19 protein-coding genes are annotated in these 22,786 nt (G+C 61.1%); 4 read left to right on the forward strand and 15 right to left on the reverse strand.

Annotated features, from left to right (window positions below; genetic code table 11):
* Positions 1 to 4 precede the first annotated feature (4 nt).
* The 3 genes from AC6CIA_RS09475 to AC6CIA_RS09485 are packed head-to-tail and all read left to right on the forward strand — an operon-like array spanning position 5 to position 2,999.
* Positions 5 to 1,180 carry an NAD(P)/FAD-dependent oxidoreductase gene (locus AC6CIA_RS09475; RefSeq protein WP_339532245.1) on the forward strand — a complete coding sequence of 392 codons (1,176 nt, stop codon included), beginning with the start codon at positions 5 to 7 and terminating at the stop codon, positions 1,178 to 1,180.
* On the forward strand, positions 1,177 to 1,989 hold the full coding sequence (locus AC6CIA_RS09480; RefSeq protein ID WP_498311649.1) for an aldo/keto reductase: 813 nt from the start codon (positions 1,177 to 1,179) through the stop codon (positions 1,987 to 1,989). The genes AC6CIA_RS09475 and AC6CIA_RS09480 overlap by 4 nt, the downstream gene beginning before the upstream one ends.
* 41 nt (positions 1,990 to 2,030) lie before the next feature.
* A complete protein-coding gene (locus AC6CIA_RS09485; protein ID WP_498311650.1) occupies positions 2,031 to 2,999 on the forward strand; it encodes a metal ABC transporter ATPase in 969 nt (322 codons plus the stop codon).
* A 38-nt stretch (positions 3,000 to 3,037) separates the two neighbouring features.
* Here the strand turns inward: AC6CIA_RS09485 and hldE are convergent, their stop codons facing one another.
* Together hldE and msbA are read right to left on the reverse strand one after the other, a co-directional pair.
* Complete coding sequence (hldE, locus tag AC6CIA_RS09490) at positions 3,038 to 4,459, reverse strand: bifunctional D-glycero-beta-D-manno-heptose-7-phosphate kinase/D-glycero-beta-D-manno-heptose 1-phosphate adenylyltransferase HldE (RefSeq protein WP_498311651.1); 1,422 nt, start codon at positions 4,457 to 4,459, stop codon at positions 3,038 to 3,040.
* A 258-nt stretch (positions 4,460 to 4,717) separates the two neighbouring features.
* Complete coding sequence (gene msbA / locus AC6CIA_RS09495) at positions 4,718 to 6,523, reverse strand: lipid A export permease/ATP-binding protein MsbA (protein WP_498311652.1); 1,806 nt, start codon at positions 6,521 to 6,523, stop codon at positions 4,718 to 4,720.
* 162 nt (positions 6,524 to 6,685) lie between these two features.
* On the opposite strand from msbA, the gene AC6CIA_RS09500 reads away from it, so the two are divergent.
* Positions 6,686 to 8,542 carry an O-antigen ligase family protein gene (locus tag AC6CIA_RS09500; protein WP_498311653.1) on the forward strand — a complete coding sequence of 619 codons (1,857 nt, stop codon included), beginning with the start codon at positions 6,686 to 6,688 and terminating at the stop codon, positions 8,540 to 8,542.
* A gap of 63 nt (positions 8,543 to 8,605) precedes the next feature.
* Here the strand turns inward: AC6CIA_RS09500 and AC6CIA_RS09505 are convergent, their stop codons facing one another.
* From AC6CIA_RS09505 to waaF, 13 genes are all read right to left on the reverse strand, one after another.
* The gene (locus AC6CIA_RS09505) at positions 8,606 to 9,487 is read right to left on the reverse strand and encodes a glycosyltransferase (RefSeq protein ID WP_339532239.1); all 882 of its coding nucleotides are present in this window, start codon (positions 9,485 to 9,487) and stop codon (positions 8,606 to 8,608) included.
* Positions 9,484 to 10,632, reverse strand: coding sequence for a glycosyltransferase family 4 protein (locus AC6CIA_RS09510; RefSeq protein ID WP_498311654.1), 1,149 nt, complete (start codon positions 10,630 to 10,632; stop codon positions 9,484 to 9,486). The genes AC6CIA_RS09505 and AC6CIA_RS09510 overlap by 4 nt, the downstream gene beginning before the upstream one ends.
* 88 nt (positions 10,633 to 10,720) lie before the next feature.
* Positions 10,721 to 12,133 (reverse strand): PIG-L family deacetylase, encoded by a 1,413-nt coding sequence (locus tag AC6CIA_RS09515; RefSeq protein ID WP_498311655.1) that lies wholly within the window; start codon positions 12,131 to 12,133, stop codon positions 10,721 to 10,723.
* Positions 12,130 to 13,026: a GNAT family N-acetyltransferase gene (locus tag AC6CIA_RS09520; protein ID WP_498311656.1), complete on the reverse strand. Its 897-nt coding sequence runs from the start codon at positions 13,024 to 13,026 to the stop codon at positions 12,130 to 12,132. Before AC6CIA_RS09520 ends, AC6CIA_RS09515 begins: the two co-directional genes overlap by 4 nt.
* Positions 13,027 to 14,784 (reverse strand): carbamoyltransferase family protein, encoded by a 1,758-nt coding sequence (locus AC6CIA_RS09525; protein WP_084379691.1) that lies wholly within the window; start codon positions 14,782 to 14,784, stop codon positions 13,027 to 13,029.
* Positions 14,785 to 14,935: 151 nt separating this feature from the next.
* Positions 14,936 to 15,277, reverse strand: coding sequence for a YceK/YidQ family lipoprotein (locus AC6CIA_RS09530; protein ID WP_498311657.1), 342 nt, complete (start codon positions 15,275 to 15,277; stop codon positions 14,936 to 14,938).
* Between the two features lie 362 nt (positions 15,278 to 15,639).
* Entirely contained in the window at positions 15,640 to 17,094 is a 1,455-nt protein-coding gene (locus AC6CIA_RS09535) for a lipopolysaccharide kinase InaA family protein (RefSeq protein WP_339532234.1), read from the reverse strand.
* Positions 17,094 to 17,846 carry a lipopolysaccharide kinase InaA family protein gene (locus AC6CIA_RS09540; RefSeq protein ID WP_339532233.1) on the reverse strand — a complete coding sequence of 251 codons (753 nt, stop codon included), beginning with the start codon at positions 17,844 to 17,846 and terminating at the stop codon, positions 17,094 to 17,096. The genes AC6CIA_RS09535 and AC6CIA_RS09540 overlap by 1 nt, the downstream gene beginning before the upstream one ends.
* Entirely contained in the window at positions 17,843 to 18,577 is a 735-nt protein-coding gene (locus AC6CIA_RS09545) for a lipopolysaccharide kinase InaA family protein (protein ID WP_339532232.1), read from the reverse strand. The genes AC6CIA_RS09540 and AC6CIA_RS09545 overlap by 4 nt, the downstream gene beginning before the upstream one ends.
* The gene (rfaP, locus tag AC6CIA_RS09550; protein WP_339532231.1) at positions 18,577 to 19,383 is read right to left on the reverse strand and encodes a lipopolysaccharide core heptose(I) kinase RfaP; all 807 of its coding nucleotides are present in this window, start codon (positions 19,381 to 19,383) and stop codon (positions 18,577 to 18,579) included. Before rfaP ends, AC6CIA_RS09545 begins: the two co-directional genes overlap by 1 nt.
* A complete protein-coding gene (locus AC6CIA_RS09555) occupies positions 19,380 to 20,504 on the reverse strand; it encodes a glycosyltransferase family 4 protein (RefSeq protein WP_498311658.1) in 1,125 nt (374 codons plus the stop codon). The genes rfaP and AC6CIA_RS09555 overlap by 4 nt, the downstream gene beginning before the upstream one ends.
* A complete protein-coding gene (gene waaC, locus AC6CIA_RS09560) occupies positions 20,504 to 21,565 on the reverse strand; it encodes a lipopolysaccharide heptosyltransferase I (RefSeq protein WP_498311659.1) in 1,062 nt (353 codons plus the stop codon). The genes AC6CIA_RS09555 and waaC overlap by 1 nt, the downstream gene beginning before the upstream one ends.
* Position 21,566: 1 nt before the next feature.
* Complete coding sequence (gene waaF, locus AC6CIA_RS09565; protein ID WP_498311660.1) at positions 21,567 to 22,601, reverse strand: lipopolysaccharide heptosyltransferase II; 1,035 nt, start codon at positions 22,599 to 22,601, stop codon at positions 21,567 to 21,569.
* Positions 22,602 to 22,786 lie beyond the last annotated feature (185 nt).

Genomic DNA, 22,786 nt, shown 5'->3' on the forward strand with positions numbered 1-22,786 from the left:
GCCCATGCCATCCGTTATTTCCACCGACGTGCTGATCGTCGGCGCCGGGGTTGCCGGCCTCTGGCTCAATGCGCGCCTGCGCAGCCAGGGGTTTTCCACGATTGTGGTGGAAAACGCCACCCTCGGCGGCGGACAAAGCGTGAAATCCCAAGGGATCATTCACGGCGGTGCGAAATACGCGTTGCACGGTGCCCTGACCGGCGCGTCCGAAGCGATTGCCGACATGCCCCGCCGCTGGCGTGAAGCCTTGGCCGGCGACGGCGAACTCGATCTGTCGGGCGTACGCCTGCTGTCCCAAGCCCACTATCTATGGTCGCCAGGCACCCTGGCCGGCAACCTCACCAGCTTTTTCGCCAGCAAGGCGGTGCGCGGCCGGGTCGATCAGGTCAAGGGCGACGATTTACCCATCGCCTTGCAAGATCGCCGCTTCAAGGGCAAGGTTTATCGCCTGGCTGAACTGGTGGTCGATGTGCCGAGCCTGATAGCGCGCCTGGCACAACTGGCCGGCGACGGGCTGCTGGCCGGGCAACAGATTGCCCCCTTGCTGGAAGGCGGCGAACTGGTCGGCTTGAAGGTCGACGACCGCGAGATCCGCGCCCAACGCATCGTGTTGAGTGCCGGCGGCGGTACGGCTGATGTGCTGACAGCGCTGGGCCTGAGCCAGCCGGCCATGCAAAAGCGCCCGCTGCACATGATCATTGCCAAGGGCCCCGGTCTCAAGCCTTTGTACGCCCATTGCCTGGGTGGCGGCACCAAGCCACGGCTCACCGTCACCACGCATCCGGCGGCCGATGGTAATTGGGTCTGGTATATCGGTGGAGATATCGCCGAGGCCGAAGGCGTGGCCCGTACCCCGGACGCACAGATTGCCACCGCGCAAAAAGAGCTTGCCCAGTTGTTGCCCTGGATCGACATGAGCCAGACCCATTGGGCCACTTTGCGCGTGGAACGCGCCGAGCCCCTGCAATCGGGCATGACGCGCCCGGACAACGCCTTTCTCGCCGAACAGGGCCGCCTGCTGGCGGGCTGGCCGACCAAACTGGCGCTGGCACCGGACTTCGCTGATCGGGTGATCAACGCCCTGGAACGCGACGGCATCAAGCCGCTGAGCAACGATCCACTGCCGGAGCTGCCGCGCCCGACCCTCGCACAACCTGCGTGGGAGCAATTGTTGCCATGAGCCTGCCGACCCTGCATGAACTTCATCGCCCGTTGGGCAGCACCGGTCTGCTGGTATCGCCACTCGGCCTGGGAACCGTCAAGCTGGGACGCGACCAGGGCGTGAAATACCCCAACGGCTTCCAGATCCCCGGCGATGAAGAGGCACGCATGTTGCTGCGTCAGGCCCGCGAGCTGGGGATCAACCTGATCGACACCGCACCCGCCTACGGCCGCAGTGAAGAACGTCTCGGGCCGCTGCTGCGCGGTCAACGCAAGGATTGGGTGATCGTGAGCAAAGTCGGCGAAGAGTTCGCCGACGGCGTGTCCCTGCATGATTTCAGCGCCGCTCATACGCGGCTTTCGGTCGAACGTAGCCTGCAGCGACTGGAAACGGACTTCATTGATCTGGTGCTGGTGCATTCCGACGGCAATGACTTGCATATCCTGAACGATTGCGAGGTCTACCAGACCCTTGCGGACCTCAAGCGCGAGGGCAAGATTCGCGGCTTCGGCTTTTCCGGCAAGACCGTCGAGGGCGGTGTGAAGGCTCTGGAACAGGGCGATTGCGCGATGATCACCTACAATCTGAACGAACAGACCGAGAAAGCCGTCATTGACTATGCGGCGACCCATGGCAAAGGCATTCTGGTAAAAAAAGCCTTGGCCAGCGGCCATGTTTGCCTGGAACCTGGAGTGGATCCAGTTCACGCCAGTTTCATGATGTTGTTTGCGCAAACCGGCGTAGCCAGTGCTATTGTCGGGACCATCAACCCGCTGCACCTGGCCCATAACGTGGCGACCGCTGCCAAGGTCATTCGTCAACTCTGATGCCGCCGACGCGGCCGACCCCGACGCAAGAAGGAGCCGACATGCCGCGAACGCTCATAAGAAAAAATCCCAGCAACTTCAAGACACTGCCGCTGTACGTCGAAGCCACCCCCGAAGGCCTGAGCTACCAGAGCGTGGGCATGCCGCTCAACTTCGCCCAGACCTTGCAACGCCGCAAGCCGGTGGAGGTGGCAGATGCCGAACGTTTCTCGATGGAACTGGCCAACCTCGGGGTCTCGGTGCGACTGACCCTGCATTGGCAGAATCGTGATTACTGGGTGCTGGTACGCCAGCGCCGACAGGACCGCGGTGATGTGGTACTCAAGCTGATTTCCGGGTACGTGCCCGCCCATGAATTGAACCTGCCACTGCACACCGCGATCCAGGAAATTGCCGAAGAGTGCCTGCTGGAAACCCCGGAAGGCTGGCTGGGCGGCCGCTTCAACGACACCTGGCTACCGGCGCCCTATTCTGCCGCCCTGCATTACCGCGAGGCCCTGCCGTTTCGCCTGTCGCCCTTGTCCGGCGCGGCCCGCCCGGTGCGCTGCGCCAACATGCAGTTGATCGAACGTCCGCAGGCCTATGTGCACCTGCCGACAGCATCGTTGCAGTTGATTTACGACTTGCGCCTGGAAGTACCGAAAGAAGCCAAGTCGTTGAGCCTGTTTCATGTGGATGAACGCCTGGAAGGCGACCAACTGGTGGCACGCCTGGACCGCCAGCGTCCGGACCTGTACCTGATGCCCCTCAAAGACGGCCAGCCATGCGCCGAACTGTACACGCTGAAGAAGGATCAACTGATTCCGGCCAGCACCCGAGGCTTGTTCCTGGCGGAGAGCTTCGCCCTGCAGGAAGGCTGGCTGGTGCGCGATGAACGGATCAGATGGAAGGACTGGCTCAGACAGCAGGGCTTGAGCGCGCCGGAGAAGGAATCGAAATTGAAACGACTGACCGGCAAGGCACAACAGATTTTGCGCAAGATAGTGCCGAAGAAAAAAGCGAGTCGCTAAGACCTGCGGGAGCGAGCCAGCTCGTTCCCGCATGCCCCTCAACGATTGCGGATTTTTTCCACAATCGCCGTGGTCGAGCTGTTTTCCACCAACCCCAGCACTTTGACCTTGCCACCGTAGGCGCTGACGATATCACCGCCGACGACCTGGTCGACCGAGTAATCCCCGCCCTTGACCAACACGTCCGGCTTGACGTGCGCCAGCAGGTTTTCCGGAGTCGCCTCGGCAAAACTGATCACCCAGTCCACCGCCCCCAGACCGGCCAGGACCGCCATCCGCCGGTCGACACTGTTGATCGGGCGACCCGGCCCTTTCAGGCGACTGACCGACGCATCGTCATTGACCGCAACGATCAAGCGATCACCCTGGGCGCGCGCCTGCTCAAGGTAGGTCACGTGGCCCGCGTGCAGGATGTCGAAACAACCATTGGTGAAGACAATGCTCTCGTTGTGCGCGCGGGCATCATCAATCGCCAGCAGCAGTTGCTCAAGGCTCAATACACCGCGTTCCGAACCTTCTTCACGCTGGATCGCCCGACGCAGTTCAGGAGCGCTGATGGCGGCCGTACCCAGCTTGCCGACCACGATGCCCGCCGCCAGATTGGCCAGGGCCACGGCGTGAGGCAATTCCTCGCCCGCCGCGATAGCGGCGGCCAGGGTGGAAATCACCGTGTCGCCAGCACCGGTGACGTCGAACACTTCACGTGCCCGCGCCGGCAGGTGCATGGCCGGATGACCAGGACGCAACAAGGTCATGCCGTGCTCGCCGCGGGTCACCAGCAAGGCGCCGAGGTCGAGGTCTGCCATGAGACTCGCGCCCCTGGTCACCAGATCGTGCTCATCGGCGCAGCCACCGACAATGGCTTCAAACTCACTGAGATTAGGCGTAATCAGGCTGGCCCCTCGATAAATCGAGAAGTCCTTGCCCTTGGGATCGGCCAGCACCGGAATGCCGCGGGCCTTGGCGGCCTGGATCAGCATCTGGTGATTTTTCAGCGCGCCTTTGCCGTAGTCGGACAGGACCAGCACCTTGACGCCTTCCAGCAACTCATCGACCTGTTGGCCGAGGGCCAGGGCGTCAGTGGCGGAGGGTTCTTCAAAATCGATACGCAGCAATTGCTGGTGACGACTCATGACGCGTAGCTTGACGGTGGTCGGTTGATGGGCAATGCGCTGGAACAACGCACGCACGCCGGCACCTTGCAGGCTGTTGGCCAGGCTGTCGGCGGCTTCATCGTCACCGGTCACCCCCACCAGGGAGGCCGGGGCGCCGAGGGCGGCAATATTGAGGGCGACGTTGGCAGCGCCGCCTGGACGGTCTTCGATTTGCTCGACCTTGACTACCGGTACCGGTGCCTCAGGGGAAATCCGTGAGGTACCGCCATGCCAGTAACGGTCGAGCATGACATCGCCGACCACCAAGACAGGGGCTTGATCGAATCGCGGCATGGACAACTTCATGGAGCAACCCACATACAAAATGAACAGGGGCGCGATATTAGCACAGGGTTGTCAAAGGCTTGTCGGGGTGTAGGAGAAGATGTTTCAGCGGGCACATGCGTGGAAACCGTGCATACCCAATCGAGATCTTGAGCGTGATCGCCCGTAGATACCGTCTTGAACTTGGCCGGGCAAGATTCAAGACGGTATCTACGGGACACGCAATCTGCGCTTGCTCGGCATGCGCCACGACGGAGTCCACGCCCTGCGCTCGAACCGTCAGGTGATGTTAGCCGTCACCGGCGCGTCCAGGCCCATGGCATGCAAACGGGCATAGTAGCCATTCAGCGCCAACAGTTCGCCGTGGGTGCCCCGCTCGACAATCTGACCATCGTCCATCACCAGAATCAGGTCGGCCTTTTCAATGGTCGACAGGCGATGAGCGATCACCAACGTGGTTCGGCCCTGCATGACCTTGTCCAAGGCCGCCTGGATATGGCGCTCGGACTCGGTGTCGAGGGCCGAGGTCGCTTCGTCAAGGATCAACACCGGCGCATTCTTGAGCAAGGCCCGGGCGATTGCCAGGCGCTGGCGTTGGCCACCCGACAGCAACACACCGTTTTCACCGACCTGGGTATCAAACCCCTTGGGCAACTGGTCGATAAAGTCCTTGGCATAAGCATCCGCGGCAGCCGCTTCAACAGCTTCCCGAGGCGCGCCGGCCAGATCACCGTAGGCAATGTTGTTGGTCACGGTGTCGCTGAACAACGTCACATGCTGGGTCACCTGGGCGATGTGCTTGCGCAGGTTCAGCAGACGATACTCTTCGATTTCCACGCCATCGAGCAGGATCTCGCCACTTTCATGGTGGTAGAAGCGCGGAATCAACCCCGCCAGGGTCGACTTGCCGCTGCCCGAGCGCCCGACCAGGGCAACCATCTGCCCCGGCTCGGCGACAAAACTGATGTCCTTGAGGACATGGCGATCGGTACCCGGATACGTGAAGTTCAGGTTGCGCACTTCCAGGCGGCCATTCACCGCATCGCGCTCGACAGTGCCACGGTCGACTTCCACGGCTTCGTCCAACTGCTCGAAAATGCTCTCGGCACCGGCCACGCCTTTCTGGATGGTCGAGCTGACTTCCGACAACTGCCGGATCGGCTTCGGCAACAGGCCAGCCAGGGTGATGTAGGCCACCATGTCACCGGCGGACGCATCGCCACGCAGATACAGCACCAGGAACATCAGCACGGCCATGGCGGTGTAGATCACCAATTGCAGCGCCGGCGTATAGATCGCCCCGGTGCGGGTCATGCGCAGTTGCTTGTTGGTATTGCTCAGGCTGGCCTTGAGGAAACGCTTCTGCTCGTAGACCTCGCCACCAAAGCTGCGCACCACGCGATAGCCCTGGATAGTCTCCGAGGCCACGTGGGTGACATCGCCCATGGCGACCTGGATTTTCTTGCTCTGCTTGCGGAATTTCTTGCTCGCCGTACTGACCATCACCGCAATCAGCGGCAGGATGGCGATCATCACCAACGTCAGGCGCCAGTTCATGTACAACAACGAGGCAAACAGGAAGATCACCGTCATGCCTTCGCGAATCACCACCTTGATCGCATCGGTCGCCGCCCCCGTGACCATGGTCACGTTGAAGGTAATGCGCGAGATCAGATGCCCGGAGTTGTGATTGTCGAAATAGCGATTGGGCAGGGTCAACAGATTGTTGAACAACTGCACCCGCAAGTCGTGGACCAGGCCCAGGGAGACCTTGGCCAGCAGGTAGTTACCCAGGAATGAACCCAGGCCTTGCCAGGCGGCGATCAGGATGATCAGCAGCGGCACGGCCTGGAGCAGTTGCAGGTCGCGCAGGTACGGCACGGTGGGGAACAGCACCGCTTCGGGATTGGACAGGCCGTCGACAAAGTACTTGAGGATGTACCCCAGCATCGGCTGGGTCGAGGCGAAAATCAGAAAGCCGAGGATACTCAGTGCGAACAAGCCGGCATAAGGCTTAACGTAGCTGAGCAGACGGAAGTATATTTTCAAGCTCGAAGGGCTTGCGCTCGGACTGGAGTCGGTCATATCACGCGGCGGTTTTGAAAAAGGAGGCTGACTTTAGCACAGCTTCTCTGTTGTACTTGCACCCGACATCCGCTGTGGGCGGTATGGCTTCGACATGAGATACTATTTAGCCACCACCTGAAGAGGGTCGGCTTTCTTTCTATTCTGGAATGGCTTTTCTGTATGCACTCCAAGCGCCTCACCTATGGCTCGAATCGCGTATTTGACTTCTTGTGCCTGTGGATTTTGCCTATTGGCTTGATCCTCCTCTTGAGTGCCCTGTTCTTTGTCAGCAATCGAAACATCCTGCACAAGTTCTACTACGGTTTGTTCAGCATCCCCACGCTGCTCTTGCTGTGCCTGCGCCCGCCCGAGCTCAAGCAGGTTTTCCGTGAACCCCTGGCGATAGCCTTCGCGCTGTTTTCGGTATGGGCGCTGTTCAGCCTGTTCTGGAGCCCGGAGCAACATCCGGACACCGACCTGTTCAAGCGGCCGCTGCACACCTTTATGTTGTTCGCCGGCTGTGGCTTGTTGCTGCATTACCGCAATGAGCTGTTCAAACCGATCTTCTTCAGCGCGGCGTTGATCGCGTTGATTGTCAGTGCATTCAATCTGATAGCGTTCATGAAGGGTTTCAGGCCCGGCATGCGCATGATCGGCGGCCATGGCGCGCTGGACAACCCGTTGCTCAGCTCGCACCTGTTTGGTTTTTTCAGTGTCTACTGGCTGTATATCTGCGCCACCAGCAAACGCCTGCAAGTGCTGTGGCTCGCCGGCCCGGCGCTGGCAATCATGGTTGCCGCGGTGTTGGCCACCGGTTCCAGAACACCGTTGGTGGCCCTGGTGCTGGCCGTGCTCTGGCTCAGCTTTGTCGCTCGTAATCGGCGATCGGCCCTGATGATTGGCGGATTGGTTCTGGGCACACTGAGCATTGTGTTGATCGCGCCTGAACAAATCACCCAGCGCGGCTCTTCTTTCCGTTTTGAATTGTGGAGCATGACCCTGCAGCGGATTGCGGAGCACCCCTGGATTGGTCACAGCTATGATTCCGAGCTGTACCTGAAGCTCGCTAATGGCAAACAGCTGCGCGAACCCCACAGTTTCGCCCTGGGTGCACTTTATTACGTCGGCATCATCGGCTTCATTCCGTGGATTTTCATGCTCGGCTGGGGCCTCTATACAAGCTTCAAGCAGCGCGCCCAACCCCTGTTCATCCTGGCCTCGAGCCTGCTGGCTTATGGCATCGGCGCGGGCCTGACCGAAGGCGGCGGCATTCTTTCGCGGCCCAAGGAGCACTGGTTCCTGCTGTGGATCCCCTTGGCGCTGATCGCCGGCCTGAACATCGCCCAGCGCCGTCGCAGCCTGTTGCGCATGCCGGTGCACACCCTCAAGCCCGAGTCCTTCGAACAGCTGTGCAGCAACGCGCATGTGATTGAAGCCGATGGCCTGGGCCCAAAAGTCCTGCGCCTGGAAGACGGCAGTTTTCTGAAGATTTTCCGCCCACGGCGCTGGTACACCTCCGGTAGCTTCAACCCGTACTCCGAACGTTTTGCCAGCAATAGCGAGCGACTGCGGACGTTGGGAATTCCCAGCCCGGAGATCCTCAACCTGTATCGCCTGAAAGACGGCAGCAGCGTGGTCACTTATCAGCCGCTGCCGGGCCTGACTTTGCGCCAGGCCTTGCAAAGCCTGGACAGCAGCCTGCGCGAATCGCTGATCGAGCGTTTCGGACGGTTCATGGCGCAGCTGCACGAACGCGGCGTGTACTTCCGCTCCCTGCACCTGGGCAACGTGCTGTTGATGGACGACGGCGAGTTCGGCCTGATTGACCTGGCCGACATGCGTATTCTGCCGTCCGCCCTGAGCAATAGCCTGCGCCAACGCAACCTGCGGCACATGCAACGCTACCCGCAAGACCGCAATTGGTTGTTCGAAGCGCATTTCGAGCAACTGGCCAAGGGCTACGCGTCGGTCGCCAGCCCACGTGCCACGGCGAAGATCCGTGAGCAGGTGCTGACCTTCGCACGGCCGGCCACCTGATAAAAAAGGCGACTATCACCGCGTGACAGTCGCCTTTTTCATCACTTTCCCCAGCCTGCGGACTCAGCTTCTGAGCGGCGCCAGGTATAAGCGCTGCAACCCGCGCAAGGTCTTGCGCCCCCAGAACTTCAACGGGATCTGCTTGAGGATCTCCCGCGCCAGCGCCCGGTCGCGGTCGGCGGTCTTGAGGAACATCGAGTTGAGGAAGTTGTAGCGCACCGCGTCATAGGACGGATGATCGCTGAACAGCGCATACGTCTTGAGAATGTTCTGGATCATGTAGCGATGGTTCTTGTACGTGTTGGTCGCGTGCTGGCGATAGCGCGCCATCACCACATTCAACACGTCGATGGTGTAGCCGGCGTGGGTGATCTTCAGTTCGATCAGCAGGTCTTCCAGCGGGATCTGCGGGTCGAAGCCACCGACTTCCTCCAGCGCCTCACGGCGGATCATCAGGGTCGGTGCCGGCGGAAACGGCTTGCGGTCCAGGAACAGGTCATCAAAATCCAGACTGCGGAACGGCAGGTCGCGACGCTGTTTCTTTTCTGGATAAGGCTGGCCGTCACCATCGATCAGCTCGATGTTGCCGGCGCAGATACCGACCTTCGGCTTGTCTTCCAGATAGGCAACCTGAGTCGCAATGCGCTCGGGCAGCATGATGTCGTCGGAGCCGAAGGGCGCGATCAAACGGCCCTTGGCCCGGGCAATCGCCCCGTTAAGGGTGTTGGTCAGGCCCTGATTCTGCTGCACCTGGAAATCAAAACCGTGCTCGGCCTGCAAACGCTGGATGCGCTCGACACTGTCGTCCTTGGAGCCATCGTCGATCACCAGTAGCTCGATGTTCGGATACGTCTGCTCCAGCACACTGAGGATGCTTTGCTCGATATACGGGCCGTGGTTATAGGACGCGATGATCACCGTGACCAGGGGTTGTGGCTGACTCATGCTCTACCTACTTCACGCAGACCGGTTTCAATCAGGTCCAGGTACTTTTTCCGAAACTCGTCCAGGGTGTGGTTTTCTTCCAGATAGCGGAACACTTGCTCGCCCTTGGTTCGCAACTGCTCGTCGCTCATGGCCAGATAAGTGTCCAAGGCCGCCGCCAGTTGCTCGACATTGCCCGGATCATGGGACAGGCCGCCAGCCCCCTCCACCAACGGCAACATGGCCGGGCCGTTGGACGCGATCACCGGCAAATGCCCGCTCATGCCTTCCAGTAGCGCCAGGCCCAGGCCTTCGAACAGCGAAGGCATGGTCCAGATATCGAAGCCGCGCACATACTGCATGCCGTCTTCACGAAACCCCAGCAGGTGCGCGCGGCCGGTCAGGCCGAGGCGCTCGATGTCGGCACGCAGGTCAGCCTCGGCACGGCCGGACCCGATGATGCCCACCTGGGCTTCGGGGTATTTGTCCTTGAGGGTGGCAAAGGCTTGCAGCAAATGCGTATGCCCCTTGATCGGTACCAGGCGCCCCAGCGCCCCGATCATCCGCGCATCCAGCGGCAGGCCCAGCGCCTGGCGTGCTTCATCGCGCGGCAACTGCAACGCTTCGGCCTGCGGGATGTCGATCGCGTTGGTGACGTAGGTGGTGTTGTCACGGGTGAATCCGCAATTGAGGTCCACCAGGTAGTCCTTGACCGCCTCCGAGACCCCGACAAACCGCCACGCCGGGCTGACCCAACGCTGGGTCTGACGCCGGCGATAGCCACGGGCATACTCGCCAAAACCATGGGAGATGCCCACGCACAGCGGGATCTTCAGCCAGCGGTTAAGGGACAGCAGCATATTCACCGACTTGAAGCGGTTACAGATGACCACATCGAATTTCTGCTCGCGGCAATACTTGTAGATCTGCCACATCGCGCCGAAGCGGATGCCCTTGAGCGACTTCTCTGGCAGCTCGAAATAGTGCGAGTGTTCAGCCACGCTCAACGGCTGGCCAGGCAGCGGACGGCCACTGAGGAAGCCCGATGTCACCTCGAAACGCTCCACCGGCAACGACTTGACGATCTGCTCGCCCAAGTCGGCGAAGTCGTGTTTCTTGACGTTGTAGTCCGGCTGTAACTGCAAAACCTTGAAACGCGGCTTCATAACTCTCCATGCTGCAATCGGGCTGCGGGCACGCGGCCCGGCGAAAAAGGGTTCGGCAAGCACCGCGGCACTCGCCCTCGAAAAGGTCTCAGTCCTGCTTCAGGACCCACAGCAATTCATGACGACGCACAGCCTTGCGGAAGAACTCATTCTCTCCGTAAGGCGATGGACCACGGCCCGCCAGCCATTGCTGCAACCGGCGGCGCATTCGGCGCTTGAACGGCGCGCGCGGCTGCAGATCATGCATCATACCGAGGGCCATGGCCTTGTCCTGCTGCTGGCTCCGCGACAGCTGAAGACTGCAGGGCACGAGCTCAAGCGTCGCATCAAAGCGTGGCGGCAGCGCGACCCCGTTGCCTGAATCGCCCATGGGCCAGCGGTCGTTATCATGCAGGTGATTGGCGTAGCCGAGCAACGTGTCCGGCTGCCACGCCAAACCCTGCAAGGCTTCAAGGAGCGCCGCGTGGGCGCAGATGTGATCCGGGTGCGGATCGAGCAGCGGCGTCGGCAACACCACGACCTGCGGGCGTGCCTTGAGCAGCAAGGCCCGCAGGTCGGCAATCAGGTTGCTCCAGGTCGGTGCGCCATCGGCATCGCCCGGCAGCACCAGCGTGTTGAATTGACGGAACAGTCGCGTGTCGTCCAGTTGCGCTTCGCGGGAGACCTGAGGCTGCTGCGGCGCGTTCTGCATCGCTGGCAGCTGCATGCAGAAGTAGCCCAGTTGCACGCACTGCGCCTCGGGCACACCAGCCCAACGCGGCACGACCACGCTGTCCCAGGAACGCAGGCGACCCTTGAGACGCGCGGCATCCGCCTTGGGCAGGCCCATCCGCTGATAGTGCTCGGCTTCGATTTCGCCAGCGGTCAGGGTAACCACCCAGCTTTCCACGGCCTGGCTGTACAGGCTGAAGGCAGCCAGCTCAGCATCGTCGGCATGGGGCGCAATCACCATGACCCGCTGCTGACGGTAATCCGGCTGGCGAAACAGCCACAACCTCGGCTGGCCTTTGATTCGACAAAAACGACCACGCAAGCGCAGCTCGCCAGCGGCCAGCACCTGAGCGGCGCCCGTCAGGTTGAGATAGCGGCGCCCTGCAACACCCCGCTCGAAGACTTGTTGATCCGGCGCTTCCACACCGAGCACTTCCACTGCTGGGTCGAGCAAGCGCCCGAGCCACGAGCTTTTGAGTTCGATACCGAGGATCAGTGTTTCATCGCCCGCCAGCGTCAAGGGTGCATCCAGCAACACTCGACCCGCCTCCAGACGCACGCCCGGCTGCTCGCTATCGGCAGGAAAGGCGTATTGATAGTCATCACTGGGGGAGTAGAACAGGTGATCGGCAAACCAGGCTTCATGGGCGACCCACAACAGCACCGCCAGAATCAGCGGCAGCCACCAGGCCACCAGTACGCCTGCAGCCATCAGCACCAACAGGCCGACCAGCAACGCAACGCGTTTGTTGCGCCGATGGCGCTTGAGCAATTGCTGCTTGCGACTCATACGCTGAACACCGGCACCGGGTTGCACCAACGTTCTTTATATTCGCGATCGGCGCGACCGAAGGAGAAACGCAATGGCTTGTCGCTGGCCCGCGCCTGTTCCCAGGCACTTTGGGTATTGAGAAAGCTCAGTACGCTGCCGGGGCTGAACGCTCGGGTCTCGGGATCAACGCCACCGTTGACGTATTCGGCGCTGACCCATTCCGGCGCCTGCACCTGATACACCAGTTGCACGGCGATCGGAGCGTCATTGAGAAACAGCACTGAACCGAAAAGAAACTCCTTGAGCAGCTCCAATACTTCAGCCAGACGCTCGGCGCCCGCTGCCGCAAAGCCCCAGCGGCGCTGAAACAGGTCGCAGTAGATCGCCGCCAGCTCGACACTGGAAAACTCGCTCACCGCTCGCACCACGCCGCCCGCCTCTTCCAGCAAGCGCAATTCACGGCGCTGGTTGTAGCGAAACTTTTTCGACAGTTCTTCAGGCGTACGCGCCATGGCCAATTGCTCGGCCTGGGGCTTGAGGGTACTGACACGGCCTTCATTCAGGACCGACAGGTACCGCGCGCGATGGCGCAACGGCAACCGCGCATCGGCGGCAATCGGCAGGATGATCTCGGCATTACCGAGGTCAAACAGACCTTTCTTGCCCTTGCGCTTGAGCACCTCCTTGGACAAGGCCAGGTCGCGCCCCCACGTGGCAATCGCACCCTTGAGTTCGCCGTCCTGCTCCCAGCCCAGATAACGCACCGGAATCTGCGCCAGGTGCGCCAGCCGCTCGACGATCTGCGGATGCGTCGCCACGCTGCCACCAAAACGCTGCCAGGCCTGGGCGTAAACCTCGGGTTCGACAGGCGTCCAGCCCCGTTCACGCCAGCCCTGGAAGTGGTTCAGCATTTAGACCACGGCGTCATAAGGGTCCACGCCGTCCTTGACCACGAGGATGTCTTCCATGATCAGGTACTGCAGGTCGGAACCGAAGAACATGTTCAGCGCATCGGTCGGCGAGCAGATCATCGCTTCGCCACGACGGTTGAGCGAGGTGTTCAGCGACACACCGTTACCGGTCAGCACTTCCAGCTCTTTCATCATGTCGTAGTAGCGCGGGTTGTATTCGCGCTTGAGCACCTGGGCGCGGGAGGTGCCATCTTCATGCACCACTTCCGGCACGCGGGTCTTCCATTCTTCCGACACTTCAAAGGTGAAGGTCATGAAGGGCGCGGGGTGATCGACCTTGATCATCTGCGGTGCCACGGTGTCGAGCATCGACGGGCAGAAAGGCCTCCAGCGCTCGCGGAACTTGATCTGGTGGTTGATACGGTCAGCCACGCCAGTCGCGCTCGGGCAACCGATGATCGAACGACCGCCCAAGGCACGCGGGCCAAACTCCATGCGGCCCTGGAACCAGGCCACCGGGTTGCCGTCGACCATGATCTTGGCGATACGCTTGGGCATGTTTTCGATCTGGCGCCAGGCCGGCTTGCTCGGGTGCTTGGCGCACGCCGCGATGACGTCTTCGTTGCTGTAGGACGGGCCGAGATAGACGTGTTCCATCTTCTCTACCGGTACGCCACGGGCGTGGGACACATAGGCCGCGGCACCGACAGCGGTACCGGCGTCGCCGGAAGCCGGCTGCACGAACAGCTCCTTGACGTCGTCACGCGCAATGATTTTCTGGTTCAGCTTGACGTTCAGCGCGCAGCCACCGGCGAAGGCCAACTTGCCGGTGTCCTTGAGAATGTCGCCCAGGTAATGGTCGATCATCTGCAATGCCAGCTTCTCGAACAGCGCCTGCATGCTGGCCGCGTAGTGGATGTACGGTTCGTCGGCGATGTCGCCTTCGCGCTTGGGACCCAACCATTCGATCAGCTTGGGCGAGAAGTAGAAGCCCTTGCCCTTCTCTTTGTAGCGACGCAGGCCAATGACGTTGGCGTAATCGGTATTGATCACCAGCTCGCCGTTTTCAAAGGACGCCAGGCGCGAAAAATCGTACTTGCTGGCATCGCCGTACGGCGCCATGCCCATGACCTTGAACTCACCGTCGAGCATCTCGAAACCGAGGAACTCGGTGATCGCGCCGTACAGGCCGCCGAGGGAGTCCGGATCGTAGAATTCCTTGATCTTGTGGATCTTGCCGTTTTCGCCGTAGCCGAAGAAAGTCGTGGCGTATTCACCCTTGCCATCGATCCCGAGGATCGCGGTCTTCTCCTGGAAGCCGGAGCAGTGATAAGCGCTGGAGGCGTGGGCCAAATGGTGCTCGACCGGTTCGATCTTGATCTTCTTCGGATCAAAGCCCAATTGCTCCAGGCACCAGACAATCTTGTTGCGATAGCGCTTGTAGCGACGGTTGCCCATCAGGATTGCGTCGAGGGCGCGATCCGGGGCGTACCAGTAACGCTTGGCGTAGTGCCAGCGCGCTTCACCGAACAGGCTGATCGGCGCGAACGGAATCGCTACCACATCAACGTCGGAAGGCTTGATACCGGCTTGTTCCAGGCAGAACTTCGCCGACTCATAGGGCATGCGGTTCTTTGCATGTTTGTCGCGTACGAAGCGCTCTTCTTCGGCGGCCGCAATCAGCTTGCCGTCGATATACAGGGCTGCGGAAGGATCATGGCTAAGGGCGCCGGACAGGCCAAGAATCGTCAATGCCACTGGGGTCTAGCCTCTTTTAGTCTGCATGCAGGCGCGTGGCGCCTGAAAAAAGTGTGCCTCCCGCCTGGGCGAGAAACAGCTAAAGGGCGGGATTATAGCTTAAAAGCAGCGGCAAGCCTCTAGCTGCAAGCGGCAAGGTTGACGCGGGGGGTTAGCGGGAGATTTCGATACTACCATCGCGACTTTGCCGATAGATCGTGTAGGGCAGCACTAAAGTATCGAGAATGCCGGACAGTGCGAAATCAAGCGCAATCCATGGCACCGCACCGGCCGGTTGGGTTTCCAGGCTCTTGTCGCGGTTGGGCTCGCCATTCAGTGAACAAAAATCGTAGGCCACGCCACTGTAGATACGCGGCACGCTTTCACAGTAGCTACCCAGCGCCTTGAGCTTCTGGCGGGTGACCGCGTCTTCACGCGCCAGCGTATCGATTGTGCCGCAGGCTGTGGTCGATAGAACAATGGCGGTGAGCAGCACAACGTTTGTGAGATTCATCGGAAATACCCTTGCGCCTGAAACAGGCACCCTAGCCTGAGACTGCGTAGGACGGGTATCCCGTCTATATGTAGGAAGTAGATCGGCAAACACCGGCTGAATCGTTAGAAGGCCGGTTTTGCTTGACCTGAGGCACGTTCATAGTTGTAGCGCTGACAGTGGTTAAACGCCGCCCTCCTGTAGGAGCGAGCTTGCTCGCGAAAATCGTTAACGATGACGCGGGAATTCTGCCACGCCTGCGGCGTCCTCGGTTTTTTCGCGAGCAAGCTCGCTCCTACAGAGAAGCGGTACGCCGTTAGAGAGCGGCGCGTTAAAGAATAGTGCGTCGTTAGAGCGCGGCGCGATTAGAGAGCGGCGCGCCGTTAAACGACGATGGGCGAAACCTCCCGGGGCAAGCGCTGATCGATCACTCGATACAACGCGCTGTCTTGCGGCCAATTGCGCATAAACCGCGCACGATCCTTGGCATAGGCCGGTGCGAAGCTGCTCAAGGAGCCATGCTGACACATGGAGTCCAAGTCAATCAGCGCCCAACGGTCATGATCCCAGAACAGGTTGTGCCCCTTGAGATCTCCATGACTGATACGTTCACCTATCAGCGCGCCAAACAGCGCATCCAGCGCCCGCAGTTCCGCTTCGGGCGCTTCGCCGTTTTCAACATACGGCGCAAAACGCTCAATGATGTCCGGGCCGGGCAAGTACTCGGTGATCAGATAGGCGCGGCTGCGCAGCCAGAAAAACCGCCGCTCCAGCAAGGCCAGCGGCTTGGGCGTGGCGATGCCGAGGAAGGCCAGGCGATTGCCTTCGCGCCAGGAGTGCCAGGCTCGGCTCGGTCGCCAGAAACGCTTGAGCCAATGGGCGAAGCCTTTGATGTTGTAGCGCTTGATGACCAGCGGCCGTCCGCCAACTTCAACCTTGGCGACGCTGGCCGCGCCCCCGGTCTTGTACAGGAGCCCCTGATCGAGCAACGCATCCGCCTGAGCCAGCACCGGCAACATCGCCGCCTCTTCCTCGCGTCGGATCGCGCGCAACGCGAAGGCTCCGCGCACCACGCTGAACAGCGTGCATTCGCGCCCAACCTTGTCCAGGAAGTCTTTCAGACGCCAGGCGCTGACTTTATCCACCTGCTTTTGCAAGGCCTCCAACGGCAATGCATGCTCGCCGTTGCTCAGCAAATAATGCACCAGCAGCTCTTCGGTAAACGGCTCAAGACTTTTCGGCAATTGCGCGAAAAACACCCCGAGGTTTTCCAACACCCGGTTGCGCGATAGCGGTTTTCCCGCCTGCTCGACGCAAATCCCGGCACCATCAATCAAATACAGCTTGCCGTCCTGGCGCAGCAGATTGTCCAGATGCAGGTCTTCCTGCCACAGGCCCTTGGCATGCATCTGCGCAATCGCGCCCAGCGCTTCGGCCAACACCACTTGCTGTTCGTCCGCCAGGGGCGGCAAGGCTTCAACGGCGCGCCAGGCGTCCGCCAGGCTCTCGGCGCCATCCAGAAACTCGAACAGCAGCCAGCCGCCCTCGCCCTCTTGCAGCCCGTCGACCAGCAGCAATGGCGTGGTCAGCCCCTGTTCCGCCAACAGGCGCACGCCTTTGAGCTCACGCTGGAAATGCCGCGCCGCCTTGTTGCCCACCAGCAACTTGGCCAACACCGGACGACCGCGCCAGATGGCCGCGCCCACGTAACGCTGGCCCGGCAATACCCGCAACAGGCTCAGCAGTTGCAACTGGCCCGGACCGGCAGCATCAGCCAGCTCAATGCTCAGCGGCAGGCTGGGGGTACGACCGGCATTCTTGAGCTCGGACAAACGCATCAGCGCGTCTCCTTGTGGTTGCGGCGGGCAGCCAGGCGCTCGGCCCAGCTATCGACCAGCGAGCTGTCCGCGGGTTGATCGAGGTAAGCCGCCAATAAGCAGCGCACCTGATCGGGTGACCATTGCGGCGCACGTCGCAGCAACGGCTCCAGATCCTTGACCCGGTCGCGCCAGCCAAACAGCAATGGTCGGGTTTTCTCCAGGTCGATCAACTGCGCGGCATAACCGTCGCCGGTGGCCTGCAGGAAAATGTGCTTGGGGTAAAAACAGCCATGCACCTGTCCGGCGCTGTGCAGTTGCCGCGCCAATTGACCACACGCCAACAGAATGGCGCGGTGCTGGGCATCGCTCAAGGCTGACCATTGCTCCAGCAACGTATCCAGGTCATTCCAGCCATCCAGGGCACGCGTCAGCAACATGGCGCGATGCTCGCCGCCGACTTTGCGCTCACCAAAGAACACCGCCTGCAATGCCGGAATCGCCATCTGCCGATAGCGACTGATGTTGCGAAACTCGCGGGCAAAACTCGGCTCGCCAAAGGGCCGGTACAACGTGCGCGTCAAGTAGTTGCTCTGGCGCTTGAGGTAATAGCCATGGCCTTCAAGCTCCAGGCGAAACACACTGCTCCAGCCGCCACGGCTGGTGTTGGGCTCGTCCACTGCGTCCAATTGCTTGGCCCACAGTTCGTCGAACGTTGCCAAACCGTTGCGCTCAAGCAGAGCGCGATCGGCGGCGGCCAGGAAATCACTCATTCACGTCCCTCGAAAAACTTCACCACGTGGCGGATTCGCCGTTTATCCGATGCGCTCAGGTGTTTGCACTGGCGATATTGCTTATAGAAGCGCATGCGCTGGGTGGCCGACAGGTGATATTTGGCGACCTTGTCCAGGCACGCCAGATCCTTGGTAATCCGGTACTTGAGCCAGAACCCGCGCCAGAAATCGCCGTTGGGACAATCGATCAGGTACAGGGTTTGCTGGTCGTCGATCAGCAGGTTGCGCCACTTCAGGTCGTTATGGGTGAAGCGGTGCTCGTGCATGGTCCGCGTGTATTCGGCGAGCTGGCGGCTGACCTTGCCGACCCAGACCGGGTCCGCCAATTGCGGGTCGTTGCGCTCGGCCAACGCCGACAGATCCTCGGTCCTCGGCAACTCGCGCGTGATCATCGCCCCGCGGTCATAGGCCAGGCCCTTGCGCTCCAGGCCCCACGCGACCACTTCGGCCGTCGGAATCCCCCACTTGGCGAAGCGCTTGAGGTTCTGCCATTCGGATTTGACTCGCGGCCGCCCCAGGTAACGACGCAACCCTTTGCCTGCGCCGACGTAGCGTTTGACGTAATAGTTGACGCCAGCACGCTCCACGCGAATGACCTCGGATAGCGGATCTCGGGTCAGCCGCTCGCCTTGCAGGGCGAACACCGCGTCGAGGCTACCAAAGTCATGCGCCAGTTGGGCGTAGGCGGGCTCCAGAATCCAACCCGCCATCAGAGTGCATCCCCGTAACGTTGTTTGCGCTCGTAGAGCTTGGCCGCCTTGCGTTCCAGCAAGGCCAGCAGCGCCGCTTCGTCGGCCAGGATCTGGCGCAGCGGTTGCTGGAAGTAGCCTTTGAGAAAGCGCAGTTTGTCGCGCTGGGTCAGGCCAATGTCCAACGCCGAGAAATACAGTCCCGCCAGGTCCTTGTTGCGCCAGCGCAACGGAATGTTCGGACGCACCTGGGCACGGTGCAGGTCAATCACCGAGAGCTTGAAGTCGTCCGCCACCAAGGGTTTGTCGGTGTGCAGCAGGAAGTGGCAGATGTAGCAGTCGCGATGGTTGACCCCGGCGCGGTGCATCATGCCGGTCATGCGTGCCACTTCGGCAATCAGCGCGCGCTTGATCACAGGGTTGGGCGGTTGCTTGGCCCAGTCCATGCTCAAGTCTTCGAGGCTGACAGTCGGCGCCAGCTCTTCGGTGACGATAAACGAGTGCTGGTCGGCCGGATTGCTGCCCTTCTCGCCATACGCCACGGCGGTCATGGTGGGCACCCCGGCGGCTTGCAAGCGTTGAATCGCCAGCCATTCCTGGCCCGCACCGAGTACCGGCAACTTGGCGGTGATGAGGTTCTTGAGGATCTCGGCCCAGCCGATCCCACGATGGATCTTCACGAAAAAGCCGTGGCCGTCCACCTCCGTACGCAAGGTACGGCGGGCATCCAGTTCACGGTACACCTGGCCGTCCAGCTTCTCGACCTCGGCAAACGCATCGCGTCCGGCCCATAAGGTCTTGAACGGTTCGGCAAGAATCAACTTCATCGGTTTGGCTCCGCCAGAATCAGGTCCGCAGCGTACTGCGGCATGCTATAGAGGTCGGCCGTCTCGGCGAAGGCCAGACCATTGCGGCTCCAGGCCGCACGCGCGTGTGGATCGTCGAGCATGTCCACCAAATACTGGTTGAGCTGGTCCTGCTCGAACGGCTCGTCCAACACCCGGCCGCTTTGGGCCTTGTCGATGTAGAACGCGTAACCGCAGACCTTGCTCACCAGAACCGGGAGGCCGGCGACCACCGCTTCGATCAGCACCATGCCGGCCGCCTCGTTGTAGGCCGGGTGGATCAGCAAGTCGGCGCCCAGCAGGAAGCGCGGGATGTCGCTGCGGCCCTTGAAAAACTGCACCTGCTCGCCCAAGCCCAGCGCGGCACTCTGCAATTGGAATACCTTGGGGTCGTCTTGCCCGATTACAAACAGCCGGGTGCGTTTCTTCAGCGATGCAGGCAATGCAGCCACGGCCTTGAGGCTGCGGTCGACGCCCTTGGTCTTGAAGCCCGAGCCAATTTGCACCAGCAGCAGATCATCCTCGGCCAGGCCGAATTCACCACGGAATTCGCCGCGAATCGCGCCAGCGTTGGGCGGTGCGCGACGATCACGACTGATGCCCGGCGGCAGAAAGTGGAAACGTTCGGCGGGCGTGCCGTAATACTTGCTGAACAACGCCTGCTGCTGCTCGGACAACACCATGATCTGGGTGTGGGCGTTTTTGTCGAACACCGCGCGTTCGTATTCAGCGAAGTGTTTATAGCGGCCGAACCAGCGGTACATCGGGTTGCGCAGGGTTTGCGCCTTGTCCTCAAACACGCCGTCGGCGGCGAAGTACACATCCAGCCCCGGCATCTTGTTGAAGCCCACTATCCGGTCGACCGGACGCTTGGCCAGGTCGGCCTGGATCCAGGCGAAGAGTTTTTCGTTACGCCGATGATTGAACAGTGCCTTGACCGGTGCTACCAGCACTTCAAAACCGGGCGGCACCTCGCCTTCCCAGATCAGGGTATAGACGCGAATCCGGTGCCCGCGCTGCTGGCATTCCAGGGCAATGCGCATGAAATCGCGCTGCAGGCCACCGAATGGAAAATATTTGTACAGTACAAAGGCCAGTTGCATCAGTGCTGCTCCTCAGCCAGTAACAACGTGCTCAGGCGGCTTGCCACACGCTCAGGATTCAGGCGCGTGAAACACAGCGGCGATTCACGCTTGAGATCAAACCGACGTTGATCTTCGGCCGTCGGTTGATACGTACATTTCTTTTGCAGGCACGGCGCGCATGGAAAATCGCTGGCCAGATGGATCTGCGCCTTGCCATAGGCGCCGGTCAGGCCCGGATTGGTCGGGCCGAACAGGGAAATCGTCGGCACATCCAGGGCAGCCGCCAAATGGCCGAGACCGGTGTCCACCGCAACGCAGGCCCTGGCACCCGCCAGGACCCGCGCCACACCGGCGAGGTTGAGCCGGGGCAACACTTCGGCATTCTCCAGGCCTTGGGCCAGGCGTTCGGCGCGGGCTTTTTCGGCGGGGTTGCCCCACGGCAACTTCACGTCCACCCCCAGGCGACCCATGCGCTCGGCCAAGTCACGCCAATAGGCTTCAGGCCAATGCTTGGTGTCCCAGGTGGTGCCATGCAGCAGCAACACGAATGGCTTTTTCGGCGGCAGGCCGAGCAATTTCTCGACGCTCAGACCGTAGTCACCCAAGCCTTTGGGCAAGTCGTAGCCCAGAGCCACCGCGAACAACTGGCGCAAGCGTTCGACCGCATGCTGCCCACGTGCCACGGCCAGACGCCGGGAATAGAAGCGCGCGGCAATCGGCTCGCGGGCCGACAGCTTATCGAAGCCGGCCACCGGCGCGCGTACGTAGCGCGTCAGCCAGGCGCTTTTCAACAGGCCTTGGGCGTCGATCACCAGGTCGTACTTAGTCGATTGGACCTGCTGTTTGAAACGCCGCCATTCGCCGCTCTTGATGGTTTGCCAGAGGTTCTTGCGCCAGCGGCGAATCGCCACCGGGATCACCTTGTCCACCGCGGGATGCCAGGTCGGGATCTCGGCGAAGCCTTCTTCCACCACCCAGTCGAAACGAATCCCCGGAATCGCCCGCGCCGCATCAGTCAGCGCCGGCAGGGCATGAATCACATCGCCCAGGGATGAGGTCTTGATTACCAGTACCCGCAACTCAGTGAACCTCGACCACGGAGCCTTGCAACCGCTGCAAGGCATCAACCACAGACTGTGGCAGCAACTGGCGCAGGCAGTTGTAGTGACCAAAGCGGCAGGTGCGGTCAAAGCACGGACTGCATTCCAGGCCCAGGCGTACCACTTCGACCTTGTCGGCCAACGGCGGCGTGAAACCGGGAGACGTGGAGCCATAGACCGCCACCAGCGGACGGTTCAGCGCGGCAGCCACGTGCATCAAGCCGGAATCGTTGGACACCACCGAATCCGCGCAGGACATCAGGTCGATGGCCTCGGCCAGCGACGTATCGCCGCTGAGGTTGACGGCCTCTTCGCGCAAACCGGGGATCAGGCGCTGGCGGATATCTTCACCCACCGAATGGTCGTTTTTCGAACCGAACAACCAGACCTGCCAGCCCTCGCGGATTTTCATCTCGGCGACTTTGGCGTAATGCTCCGACGGCCAGCGCTTGGACTCACCAAACTCGGCCCCCGGACACAGCGCCAGCACCGGCCGATCGAGGCTCAGGCCGAACTTGGCCAAGGCCGTGTCGCGGCAAGCCGGATCAATTTGCAGGCTGGGGCGCGGGTACGCCGCAGGCAGTTCGGCGCCCGGCGCGTAGGCCAGGGCCATGAAGCGCTCGATCATCAGCGGGTAACGGGCCTTGTCGAGCTTGCGCACATCGTTGAGCAGGCCATAACGAAACTCGCCACGCCAGCCGGTACGCTTGGGGATGCCGGCGAAAAACGGCACCAACGCTGATTTCATCGAGTTGGGCAGCAGGATCGCTTGATCGTACTGGCCGCCCAGGGATTTGCCGATGCGTCGACGGGTCGCCAGTTCCAGGGCGCCATGGCCCAGCGGAAAGCTCAAGGCCTGACGCACTTGCGGCATGCGCTCCAGGATCGGACGGCTCCACTCGGGGGCGAGCACGTCGATCTGGCAGTCGGGATGACGTTGTTTCAGGCACTGAAACAGTGTCTGCGCCATCACCATGTCACCGACCCAACTGGGCCCAACGATCAGAATATTCATGTAGTTTCCACAAACGATGCGGGGAGGCTCATGCCTCCCCGCCTCGATAATTACTGTGGATCGCGCTTTTTGTGGGAGCGGGCTTGCTCGCGATAGCATCACCTCGGTCTAACAGAGAGACCGCAACGCCTGCATCGCGAGCAAGCCCGCTCCCACATAAAGCCGATTTCCACATTAGATTGGCG

Source organism: Pseudomonas sp. GQ91 (assembly GCF_059758795.1).

Bases quoted from the DNA above. Each gene is read 5' to 3' on its own strand.
- msbA (WP_498311652.1), bottom strand. From the start codon at position 6,523: ATGACCGACTCCAGTCCGAGCGCAAGCCCTTCGAGCTTGAAAATATAC.
- AC6CIA_RS09500 (WP_498311653.1), top strand. From the start codon at position 6,686: ATGCACTCCAAGCGCCTCACCTATGGCTCGAATCGCGTATTTGACTTC.
- AC6CIA_RS09545 (WP_339532232.1), bottom strand. From the start codon at position 18,577: ATGGCGGGTTGGATTCTGGAGCCCGCCTACGCCCAACTGGCGCATGAC.
- AC6CIA_RS09530 (WP_498311657.1), bottom strand. From the start codon at position 15,277: ATGAATCTCACAAACGTTGTGCTGCTCACCGCCATTGTTCTATCGACC.
- hldE (WP_498311651.1), bottom strand. From the start codon at position 4,459: ATGAAGTTGTCCATGCCGCGATTCGATCAAGCCCCTGTCTTGGTGGTC.
- rfaP (WP_339532231.1), bottom strand. From the start codon at position 19,383: ATGAAGTTGATTCTTGCCGAACCGTTCAAGACCTTATGGGCCGGACGC.
- AC6CIA_RS09485 (WP_498311650.1), top strand. From the start codon at position 2,031: ATGCCGCGAACGCTCATAAGAAAAAATCCCAGCAACTTCAAGACACTG.
- AC6CIA_RS09535 (WP_339532234.1), bottom strand. From the start codon at position 17,094: ATGCGTTTGTCCGAGCTCAAGAATGCCGGTCGTACCCCCAGCCTGCCG.
- waaF (WP_498311660.1), bottom strand. From the start codon at position 22,601: ATGAATATTCTGATCGTTGGGCCCAGTTGGGTCGGTGACATGGTGATG.
- AC6CIA_RS09505 (WP_339532239.1), bottom strand. From the start codon at position 9,487: ATGAGTCAGCCACAACCCCTGGTCACGGTGATCATCGCGTCCTATAAC.
- AC6CIA_RS09555 (WP_498311658.1), bottom strand. From the start codon at position 20,504: ATGCAACTGGCCTTTGTACTGTACAAATATTTTCCATTCGGTGGCCTG.
- AC6CIA_RS09540 (WP_339532233.1), bottom strand. From the start codon at position 17,846: ATGAGTGATTTCCTGGCCGCCGCCGATCGCGCTCTGCTTGAGCGCAAC.
- AC6CIA_RS09515 (WP_498311655.1), bottom strand. From the start codon at position 12,133: ATGAGTCGCAAGCAGCAATTGCTCAAGCGCCATCGGCGCAACAAACGC.
- AC6CIA_RS09510 (WP_498311654.1), bottom strand. From the start codon at position 10,632: ATGAAGCCGCGTTTCAAGGTTTTGCAGTTACAGCCGGACTACAACGTC.
- AC6CIA_RS09480 (WP_498311649.1), top strand. From the start codon at position 1,177: ATGAGCCTGCCGACCCTGCATGAACTTCATCGCCCGTTGGGCAGCACC.
- AC6CIA_RS09475 (WP_339532245.1), top strand. From the start codon at position 5: ATGCCATCCGTTATTTCCACCGACGTGCTGATCGTCGGCGCCGGGGTT.
- AC6CIA_RS09520 (WP_498311656.1), bottom strand. From the start codon at position 13,026: ATGCTGAACCACTTCCAGGGCTGGCGTGAACGGGGCTGGACGCCTGTC.